Source organism: Bacillota bacterium (assembly GCA_018818595.1).
Lineage (GTDB): Bacteria > Bacillota_I > Bacilli_A > Izemoplasmatales > Hujiaoplasmataceae > JAHIRM01.
On the sequence record JAHIRM010000021.1, the window covers coordinates 1 to 11,180 of the forward strand.

Sequence of the window (11,180 nt, forward strand, 5' to 3'; positions counted from 1 at the left end):
CTTTATCCTAAAAAATTTCAATTAAAACTATAAATCGGGCGATATGTACATAGCCCTGAACCCGGCGGGTGTAGTTCAACACCGACTCATCGCTGGGTCTTGCAGACCGCTCAGAGTCCTATTTATTACCAGCGGTTTTTATTTTTATTTTTATTCTTCCCATTCCTTTGGTTTTCTAAAGTCTTCAAGTCGAAAATTTCTATCGATAAAGTTATATCCTAAATCATAAGTTATGGGTTTTGTATCCTTGAATTCAAATTTGAAATACTGTCCATCTGTAGTTATTGAAGATATTTCATACTTATGCTTTCTTTCCTTATATGGATCAGGCCCCCAATATGTGTAGTTCCCGACAAAAGTCAATTTATATTTTGATTTAAATAATTTGTCAGTCAGTTTTGCTTTTTGAAGTTCAGTCCAAAAATAGAAGCTTTCTGATTTTTCTAATGGTAGAATCAATCCACCTTTTTTAAAGGTATAATAATGCAGTTTCGGATAAAAAGGCTCATCTATTGGCAATGTATCAAGTTTAATTTTGCTGTAAATATTAGCAATAGGTATATAAGCCCATATTAATTTGCTTGGTCCTGCCATTCCATAATCGTGAATTGTCTTAACAATTTTCCCACTTTTTATAAATGTTGTAGTTATTGATTGATCGTCAGTATGACCAACAGCATACTCATCCAAAAGGCCAATTGGGTTTGCTCTCCTGAACTTATCAAAAATGTACTTTTTAGTTTGACTGTTAAGTTTAGCTGTAAAAAATCCAAGAGATTTCACATATCCTTCACCTTGAAACAAAATATTCCCGGCATTGTCTATTGAGATATCGATTATTGGACAAGAACCATAGCAGCCAGAACTTGAATATATGATTTGGTCAAAATCAGGTAATGTGTCAAGATTGTAATATAGTCTTTTGTATTTAAAAAATGTAGTATCATTAACCGCCAAAATTAGAGTATCTGTTTTTCTTTTTACAAACTTCCATTTGAATTCCCATTGCTCATTTAAAAGATTTTTAATAATGATGCTGTCTTTGTCAGTTTTGTAAGGCGTTTTGTTACTAAAATAAAATCTGGTTCTCTTACCAGTTATACTATCTCTATCAGCTTTAAAAAAACCTAAATTGAATTCTATACTATCATAGGTAATTGTCATTCCTTGCGGTAAAGAAAATATTGGTGGTGGTGGTGGTGGAATACTGCTTGAATAATTTTCTTTTTCAATAATTCTTTCCCAATCTCCAATAATTTGTTCTCTTAACTGCTTGTCGGCTTTTTGCTTGTCAATAGTCGGTTTACAACTTAACAAGAAAGTTGTAAATATTAATAATATGATTGTTCGCATCTTTTTAAAATCGCTGGTAACGGATTGGCGGTATGTTTTTGTTGTCGATTTCGAAGCACTTTCCTGTCAAGTTACACGAAAGTTTATAAGATGCAGAAACGCTGAAATACCCACTGACTCGGCAATAAAATATACCGCCTGTTACCGCCTGGTGTTCTGTCTTCCAGTCTTGCAAACCATTGTCATTACTCAGTTTCCATGCCATTGTCATTTTATTTTGTCTTTTCTTTCGGCAATAACGTTTCTATCCATTTGCAATATTCATTGTTTATTTCGTCTTGCCTTAAGCATAATGCAGTAAAAGCTTTTGCATAGCCTAGTAAATTCCCGGTGTCATATCGATTGCCGTTAAAGACAAAACCAATTAATTTATGATATTTAAGATAAAGTTGTAGAGCTGATGTTAATTGGATTTCATTTTTATCATCTCTGCCAGTATCCTGAATAAAGCTGAAAATTGAATCGTTTAGAATGTATCTACCTGCAATAGTAAATAAAGAAGGGGTAGTTTCTTTTGTTGGCTTGTCAATTATATTCTTTATTTCAAAAACATTATCGCTTTTAGCTATTTTGGTTTCAAGTGCTGCTCTTAAATGAATTTCATCTGGACAAACTTTATTTATATTGATTATTGAACACCCTATTTCATCGTGTAGCTTAAGTAAATCTTTTATAATATTTGAAGAGTCATCAGTTAGAATTAAATTATCAGGTAGCATAATTAGAAAAAATTCATTTTTATTTATCATTTTTTTAGCATGATAGATTGCATGACCTAAACCAAGAGGTACTTTTTGATATAAAAATGAAAAGACAATATTCTTATTCCATTTATCGCTTTCTAAAAAGTATTTTTTAATACACTCCTTTTCTTCATTTATTATTATTATAAATTCTCGGATACCAGCTTCAACTGCTTCTTCTACAATGTAATCAATAACAGGTCTATTCAAAATTGTAAATAGTTCTTTAGGAATTGCAGATGTTGCTGGCGACATTCTCGTTCCTATTCCAGCTGCTGGTATTATTGCTTTGGTAATTGTCATAAATGTTTTTCCCCCTCATCTGAAATGAATGTAAAATAGAAAAGTAAAGCATAGGCATCAATTGAACAATTGACATTCAAATCTCTAATTAGTTCTAAAACCTGATTTTTAGTGTAAAATTGAAACTCTATTATTCCTTCATGAGATTCAATCTTTATTGATTCAATGTTTTTAACTTTAGCAACATAAATATACACCTTTTCAGTTGTGACACTGGGTAATGGATATGTCTCACTTATTAAAGTAATATCTTCTGCAAGAATTCCAACCTCCTCTAATAATTCTCTTTTTGCAGCTAGTAAAGAATTTTCATTTTTTTCAATCCGCCCACCGATTATTTCATAGGATATTGTTGGTACTAAGTGTCTTTTGATTTTTAAAAGACCGATTAACCCGTTTGCCACAACAATAACTGAAACTGCATTTGGTTTTCTTATATAATAAAAATCTTGAGTATTATTATCACAGTTGATTGTATCCTGAATTACTTCAAATCTCGGAGTTTTATTTATGATAATTTGTTTAAAAGTATTTTCCATTGAAGAATTGATTTTATTCAACTTTGAGTTTGTAATATTCATTGATTTCGTTAACGATATTTTGTCGAATATTTCTCCCATCTTTAATTGGAATTGCACGCTGCCATGCTTCAATGAAATAAGGTTTAAAAATCCTGCAAATCACTTCTCCTTTAATAGAACACATTAATGATGTTTTTGAAATTGCAAAGAAAATAACTTCACTATCATCTATGATAATAAATTGCAGGCGAGGAATTTTGTTGCTTTCTTCCTTAAAATATCGACATGAATAGCCATCTTTTTTCTCTTTTATTCTTTTGTTGAAACGAGCTATCCTTCGCGAATCACTAAAAACCCAAATCTCATTGAATATAAGTTTTGCTGAAACACCTGCAATAGCTTTGTCATAAATGCTTTGAGAATCTTTTCTTTTACCTAAGCCATAACCAGACTCAATAGTTAACTTCCATGTCAAATCGCAAATTTCTTTCTTTGCTTCGTGAATTCGTTTTGCAACATATGTTTCTAATTCAAACGAATCTTCGAAGGTTCTGACTTTTATTAAATTAGAACTTGTAATAAGTTCATCAATTTTGTTGAGTAGGTTACCCTCAACTTTATTTAATAAATTTCCTTCACATAATAATAACTCATCGATTTTATTTAAAGATTTTTGTTTATGGTCTTCTTCGGTTAGGTAACGAGCAACAAGGTGAAATCCGATAAAACTTAATACCAATAAGCAAATCAAGGAATAATTTATTTCGACTACTCCAATAAGGCTTGAAAGTGGATATAAATCAAAAGTATCAACTACGAATACAGTAATTGCGATTATTGATATAAAAAATAGAAGAATAAGGTCAATCCTTTTTAATACTTTTAAAAATAAGGTGAAGTCAATCTTTCCTAATATTTCTACTAACAGGAAGTGGTAAATCTTTTGTAATACTTTAAAAACTCGCTTCATTTTTTATTTAAGTTTTTCATAGAACCAATCAGTAATTAATGATGCCATTACTTCCCATGCACCCTCCTCAGAATACTGGTGACCAACACCATCAAGTATTTTTAAAGATGATTCAGTTATGGTATTCAATGCTGCATTTAAATGCATACTTTGCGTTACTGGAACAACGGTATCTCGGTTTCCGTGAATGATTTTACAAGGACATGATATTTGCATTGCAGCAGCGTATGTGTTGTACTTCATCGAATCTATGTAGAAATTATAGTTGAAGCCAATTACTTCAGCATAATTCTTTTTCTTCCATTCCGTTATCTCTAATTCTCCAAACTCTGCAATAAATGAATCAGGATAAAAACTCACTGGCGATTTTAATCCTATTACTTTGATATTTTTATCTTTAGCTGCATAAAGAACAGCAATATTTCCCCCGAAACTTGAACCAAATAAACCAATTCGTGAGGTATCAATTTTTGTTTCAGAATACACTTGTTTCATAGCTTTTTCAATATTATCAAGCCCAACAGATAAGCAAAGATTATTTCTGTACCCTTTGCTTAAACCTAAACCCTCAAAGTCAAATATGAACGTTGCTATTCCTCGTTCTGAAAGCATAGAAGGAATGTTTGCCCAAGTTGAACTTTCACTTCCTTTTTTTCCATCCCCTGTTAAGACAACAACAACAGGAAATTTCTTTTCTTGGTCATTTGGAAAGAAATATTTACCAATTAATTCTGTTCCATTCCCAGAGAAAAAGCTGATTGTTTTTTTAATATTGTTCATTTTACAAAGTTATTGATTGAGGTGTGTAAATCGGATTTGAAATTATTTTTTTTACTTCATCAGCCCCAATATTTAATAAGGCATCAATGATTGATAATCCTTTAATGAAAGGAATTCCGCTTCTTTTTGAATGGACTTGCTCATAAGTTACTTGATTCTCATTGTAATTTTGTCTTAGAATATTTATACCGTTTGATTGAAATAATTCCAGGTTATGAACAGCAGCCATTCTCCCATCACCCATGATGATTTCAGTGATTGAATTTGCCTTACTTATTTCAATTATTCTTTCATTCCTATCCTTGCCATCGTAAAAATTACTTGAGTTCAAGATTTGAATCTGTTTACAATGAAGGTGATTTCTGATTGCAATTAGCATTTCAAGATTGGCATCAATTAGCTTAATGTTATTATTCAATGCATTAGTAAAAATAACTTCAAAAAATGAATATTCGTTATCAAAAAACTTTGCTTTACCATATGAATAGAAAATAGTATTAAGCATTTTTTGAATATACTTTTTCTCTAAAGGGAGATTTATAGAATTACAAGGAATAGCCCAGTTATTTCCTACAGGAAGACAAAACCACTGTTTTTCTCCCTGACTGCTTAAAATTTGAACACGTTTTATATGATTTCTTCTGAATCCAACATCGTCAAGAATTACCAATTTATCAACGAATTCAAGTTTGCTGAAATATCCTAACCAAGGCAGAAAATATGATTGATGAAATACAACTTTCATTTTTTGTTAAAGTTTTGGGGTATTGGTGATGAGTAAATAATCCCAATATCATTTCGACAATACATCCCATCAAATACAATATTTTCCTTAATATATTTTAGTGACATTTTTGACGATGTTTCAAAATCATCAGAAATTGACGACACAGTAAAAATTCTACCACTTGAAGTTACAAGTGCCCCGTTTAATATCTCTGTGTTTGAATGAAATAGTACTGTACCGTTCTTTGGTCGACTCTTTAAACTTATTGGAATACCCTTTATTGATGGATTTGGATAACTTGATGTTGAGACAACGATAGCCGAGCATTTTTTATCAGCCCAATCTATCCTTACCGTGTTAGAATGTGAAAGGTTCTCAGATAGCGCAACAAATAAATCTGAATTTAATAAAGGCAACATGGCTTGAGTTTCTGGGTCACCAAACCTACAGTTAAACTCTAAAACTTTTATTCCAGTTACTGTCTTTATTAAACCTGCGTAGATTAGACCATTATAGGAAATACCTTCATATTCAAGTTGAATTAAAAGTGGTTTTATTATATTATATTCAATATATTTGATTTCATCATTGTCCAATTTGAATGGTGCTATTGCTCCAACACCAGCTGTATTGAGACCGATGTTACCGCTAAAAGCTTTTTTATAATCGTGAGCAGCACAGAATGGGATTATTTTATTCTTGTTTACAAAAGCAAAGAATGAGAATTCTACACCTACTAAATATTCTTCAACAATTGCCAAAGGTGTAACTGCATTATATCTATTTTCTTTGAAAATTATTTGTATAGCATTGATGTATTCTTCATCAGTATTGCAAATGAATACTCCTTTGCCACCTGAAATAATGTCTGATTTGACGACTATAGTTTTATCAATTAATTTTCCATACTGAAAGGCATCGTCATAGTTATTGAAGATTTTGCTACTGGCTGTCGGAATATTTGCTTTGTACATTACTTTTTTTGCATACAGTTTGGAAGATTCAATTTGAGATGCAGCAGCAGTAGGTCCAAAAATATTTATTCCATTTTTAGTAAAAAAGTCAACAATGCCCAACGATAATGGTAATGCATCACCAACCATTACGAAAGAAATTTTATTTGACTTTGAAAATATTAGCAATTTCTCAAAGTCAAGCTGCGGGATAGGTATCCTTTTACATTCACAAAATTCCCTGCCGTCAAAACTATGGCTAGCCCAAGTGCAACCAACATTACCAGGAGCAACATATACTGTTTCAACAAGGTTTGATTGAGAAATTGACCAAGCAAGTGCATGTTCCCTTCCTCCTGAACCAACGATTAATACTTTTGATTTAGAAAGGTTCATTCGAATTTAAAGTTTGCTTGAAAACCATATTGAGAATTTATCTGTTGCCACTTTTAGTGCATTATCTTCTTTGTATCCGTGGTCAACCCCATCAAGAATTAGAATGTCAGTTTCTCCTTTCAAGCAATAATTCAACCTGTGAGTATGGACAACAGGAACTGTTTTGTCTGCATTGCCGTGCACGATTATGCAAGGTATGTTTATACTTTGTGCATCTAAAAAGCAGTTATAATCAAATCCTTCAATGTATGAATTCCAATATCTTTCAGTTATCTGACTGTAATTATCAGCTTGCCATTGCTTAAGTCCATCAAGTCCTACCCATAATTCGTAGACCTCAGGGTAAAAACATGATGGGGATTTTAACGCTAAAGCTTTAATAATCGTCTTATTTCTTGCCAAAAAAATTATTCCAACCAGTCCTCCAAAACTTGAACCAATTAGCCCGACTCTACTTTTATCATAGAAGTCGTGAGTCATAATGATATTGTAAGCATCTGAAAGTGAATCCAACCCAATTTTTACAGTTAATAGAGAATCATCACCATCACTAATACCCTTTCCAGGGAAATCAAAAACAAAAACATTAATACCCTTGTCTAAAAGTTTAGGAATAAGCATTTTACAAAAGCCACTTTTTGAGCCACTTTTACTATCCCCTGTTGCCATAATTACCAGTGGTGCATTTTTAATACCAGAGTAACTAATAATTCCTCTAAGTATCAACCCGTTTGAGTTAAACTCAATTTGTTTATTTTCAAAATTCATATTTTAGGTTTTTAATTATGATGTTATTAATGAAGCAAAGTAACAATACAAATATTATGGTATTACAGTTATATTGTCTTGAAAAAAGTTTATAGTCTTTAATACTATTATTCATTTGCAAGACATGTTTTTAAAAATGTTCTGTGGGCAAAAAATAAAAAACATCGGGTCGGCATGAGTTTCGGCTCTTTGGTCTTGTCAATATTTCGTTTTTATGTCCTCTCACAATAGCTTAATTTTCAATTTATATCTGTCGTCCCGTAACGTATACACTTGGTGTTAAGTCCTCTTAACACTTGGAGTTCTTTTAGTTGACTATGTTTAAGACTAATTAATTTGTACACCTCAATCATTTTTTGTTTTTTTTAGGTCTTATTCTTTGTTTTTTCTTCGTATGTATTTTAAGTCTCTGTTGTTGAAGGCTGGTAAAGTTCCTTCAAGTATGTTAATTATAGCTTTATTCATTACATCATCTTCAATGGCTCCAGATTGAAACTTAACTGTGTTTTTATTTTCTTTTTCAATTTGCATGTTGATGATTTGGTCTGCATCACAAACGATTGCAAGATTTGGATTATGAGTTACAATAATGATTTGCCTTTTTTCTTTTACTTTTTTGATGAAGTGAACAAGAATGTGATAAACACTTTCGTTATCCAAATTTTCTTCGGGCTGGTCAATAATTAAAGGAATATCATCATTATCAAGAATCAGATAGAAGATTAGAAGCAATGCGCCTCGTTCACCGGGTGAAAGTTCTTGCAGGGTTTTGTTCCCCAACTTTAAATTGTAAACAGGTTGTAGAAATTCTGCATCATGAATGTAATCGTAAAGTTGGTTAAGTTCAACACCTTTTCGTAATTGACTATTTATATCAACTGGCTGACCTTCTGAGTTTCTTCTATCGTTTTTTAGATTGTCAATTATCGCATCTGTGAATTGAATGAATCCTTTACTGGTTTCAAAGTGAGTTTTCTCAATTAGGTCGGTGAGTTTTTTGTAGCCTTCTTCTTTACCGCTGTATGTTCCTACTCTTTGCTGATTGATTAGACCGAAAAAGTTATCAGAGAAAGAACGAAGTTCAAGAGCGACATCAATTTTCACATCGTATCTCTGTTTGAGTTCTTTGAACTCATCAATGAATTGCATTACAGGTTGAAATAACTCCTTTCTGATTTCTAAAAGCGAAAGTTTTTTGTTATATATCGACTCTACAAATTCTTTCCTCTTTAGAATTCTTTCTGCAAGTTCGGGAAGTAAAGTATCTTTCAAGTAAGTTATTTGGGCTTCTAAAAATTTCAGTGTGCCTTCTATCTCACTGCTTCCAACAATTTCATTTTTCTGCTTCTCCCAAGCTTTTAAATCATCAAGATATTTCTGTTGCTGTTTAGCCGGTTTGTCTAAAACCTCTTGACCTTGCATCAACTCCTCATTCAGTTTGTTCAATTTGTCTGTTTTGCTATTTGCTTTTTCAGCATCAAGTAAATTATCAATGTTGGTAATTTCCTTTTCAACAATCTCAACTAAAGAAGAAATTTTTGAAGTGTCTAATTTGTATGTGAACACATCACTAGGATTGATTCCGTTCTTGGTCAGAACATCAATATGAATATGAGATGGTGCAGTTACTTTTTTTAGTTGCTCATCAAGGTTATTGAAATATTGAGTTGCACGATTTAATTCTTCCCTCCTAATTGAGAATGAAGTTTTATTCTTTCTTAGTTCTGCAATTTCTTCCTCTAATATTTTTATCTGTTCTCTGATTTCAGTCAACCGTTCAACTAACTTTTTACTTTCCTCACTTTCTTCTCCTATATCTGGTTTGTTAGGTTTTGTTCCTTCATGAGCTTTCAATTCACCTTGCTTTAATTGAAGTTGGCTCTCTACTGATTTTTTAAAATTCTCAGTAGATTTTGCTTCAAGTGAAACAATTTCCAAATTCAAATCATGTAGTTGATTTTGAATCAGAGAAATTTCGTTATGAACTAAACTTGACTTGTAGTTTATCAGTTCGTCCAGTGATGATTTTCCAAGTCGCTTATCGTTTGGAGTATGTGAATATATAATTTGCTTTAATTCTTTTTCAAAATCATCACTTTCAACATTAGCACAAAGTCTCTCTAAAAAATTCTGCGGAATGTATTTTACCCTTTCAGGCTTTGTCTTGACGGGGTTTTCATTTAGAATTTTTCTTGAATTCGTTCCATCATGCCAATAGAGAGTTGCCTCAAATCTTTCTGAAAGATTTAATGGTTTGAGTTTCCTGAATTTAGAAGAATGCAAAAAGGAAAAGTTCAAAGGGTCTTGGTGAGTATTGCCACACAGGCTCAATATGTCAGTAATTGCACTTTTGCCTCCTCCTTTGTTTCCAATGATTGCAACTAAAGCACTGTTCAGGTCAATTTGAAAATTGTCAAACCAAACATCATCAATTGAAGCAGAAGCAATTTTGTTTATAGAAAGTGATTTAATAAACTTGGTTTGATTATTATTAACTCGTTTGAGTAAATCTGGTTTATCACCGATGAAAACTCTGTCAGGTTCAATAATAATTTGTTTCAGTCCGTTGAAAGTCATGTCAGCATTTATCCAACAATGCTTGTCAATAGGTTGAGAAAGGTGATTGGTTAAATTTCCAAAAGGGTAATCAATTTTATGTGCATCAGAACCTTTGATACAAGGTTTTGGCTTTTCAAACCACTCTTTATATTGCTCAATAGTAAATTTTGAATCTTCCCATTTAAAAAAATCAATTTGTTTTTTGGTTGACGAACCAATAATATGAGTTTTGTTTATGAGGGAGAGTTTGAAAAAATTATCGTTGGGGTCTATGTCATCAATTCCACCGTACTCATCATAAGGAAGCCAAACTAAATATCGGTCTTGAAGTTGGCTGAGTTTTTTTAAGCTCGTTAATACATTGTCAAAATCAAAACTCACTTTCATTAAATTGATTGTTGTTCCAAGTTGAATTGTTTCTCCTCGTTCATTGAAACATTCGAGAGAATTCATCCAGTTTGAAATCACAATTTGGAGTTCAGGAGCATTGTCAAAGATTATGTGAAAATTAATTTTTGTTCCTGCTTTAGTCGGGTCAACATTCTTTCTATTTGCAACAATGTTGTGCATTCTGAATTCAACAACAGGAAAAATCGTTTTATTAGGAATGCCTCCAAGTTTTACAATTTCTTCGTAACCCTTTATCGTGCAATAATCATTGATTCCTATTACATCTGCTTTACTTCCACTCGCATTTGCAATGAATATAGCGTAATCTCCTTCGTATGTAGCAGGGGAATGAACATGCAAGTCCCATATTCTCCAAATTGAGCCTTTATTTTTTCCGTCATTCATATGCTTGTTTCATTTTTCATTTTTGTATGATTTCTGTTTTCTACACTTGGCGGTAACGGTAAGTATAAGAATAGTAGCCGATTGCGGGTTTCATCCCTGTCAAGTTACAATAAATTTGGAGCGGGCTACAACCCTTGAATTTACTACTGAACCGGCTATTATTTTTATACATTGTTGAACTAAATCCCGCCTGCGCGGGATAGCTCTTTCAAAAGTACCCGATTCTTTCTATACTCCGAGATTATTCACAACAAAAATTTCAGATTATGAGAAAGAAATCGGGACTTACTATTATTGAGCAGGCCATTGTGC

General features: G+C 32.2%; 9 protein-coding genes. All 9 read right to left on the reverse strand.

Going from position 1 to position 11,180, the window contains the following annotated elements; genetic code table 11:
- Positions 1-150: 150 nt before the first annotated feature.
- The 9 genes from KJ971_04610 to KJ971_04650 all read right to left on the reverse strand — a co-directional run bounded on the left by KJ971_04610 (position 151) and on the right by KJ971_04650 (position 10,868).
- On the reverse strand, positions 151-1,353 hold the full coding sequence (locus KJ971_04610; protein ID MBU1145121.1) for a hypothetical protein: 1,203 nt from the start codon (positions 1,351-1,353) through the stop codon (positions 151-153).
- Positions 1,354-1,565: 212 nt separating this feature from the next.
- On the reverse strand, positions 1,566-2,399 hold the full coding sequence (locus KJ971_04615; protein MBU1145122.1) for a 2-C-methyl-D-erythritol 4-phosphate cytidylyltransferase: 834 nt from the start codon (positions 2,397-2,399) through the stop codon (positions 1,566-1,568).
- The gene (locus KJ971_04620) at positions 2,396-2,980 is read right to left on the reverse strand and encodes an NUDIX hydrolase (GenBank protein MBU1145123.1); all 585 of its coding nucleotides are present in this window, start codon (positions 2,978-2,980) and stop codon (positions 2,396-2,398) included. Before KJ971_04620 ends, KJ971_04615 begins: the two co-directional genes overlap by 4 nt.
- Positions 2,952-3,890 carry a hypothetical protein gene (locus KJ971_04625; GenBank protein ID MBU1145124.1) on the reverse strand — a complete coding sequence of 313 codons (939 nt, stop codon included), beginning with the start codon at positions 3,888-3,890 and terminating at the stop codon, positions 2,952-2,954. Before KJ971_04625 ends, KJ971_04620 begins: the two co-directional genes overlap by 29 nt.
- A gap of 3 nt (positions 3,891-3,893) precedes the next feature.
- Positions 3,894-4,670, reverse strand: coding sequence for an alpha/beta hydrolase (locus KJ971_04630; protein ID MBU1145125.1), 777 nt, complete (start codon positions 4,668-4,670; stop codon positions 3,894-3,896).
- A 1-nt stretch (position 4,671) separates the two neighbouring features.
- Entirely contained in the window at positions 4,672-5,415 is a 744-nt protein-coding gene (locus KJ971_04635) for a WbqC family protein (protein ID MBU1145126.1), read from the reverse strand.
- Positions 5,412-6,746 carry a phosphoribosylamine--glycine ligase gene (purD, locus tag KJ971_04640; protein MBU1145127.1) on the reverse strand — a complete coding sequence of 445 codons (1,335 nt, stop codon included), beginning with the start codon at positions 6,744-6,746 and terminating at the stop codon, positions 5,412-5,414. The genes KJ971_04635 and purD overlap by 4 nt, the downstream gene beginning before the upstream one ends.
- 6 nt (positions 6,747-6,752) lie before the next feature.
- Entirely contained in the window at positions 6,753-7,514 is a 762-nt protein-coding gene (locus KJ971_04645) for an alpha/beta hydrolase (GenBank protein ID MBU1145128.1), read from the reverse strand.
- 372 nt (positions 7,515-7,886) lie between these two features.
- Positions 7,887-10,868: a hypothetical protein gene (locus tag KJ971_04650; protein MBU1145129.1), complete on the reverse strand. Its 2,982-nt coding sequence runs from the start codon at positions 10,866-10,868 to the stop codon at positions 7,887-7,889.
- Positions 10,869-11,180 lie beyond the last annotated feature (312 nt).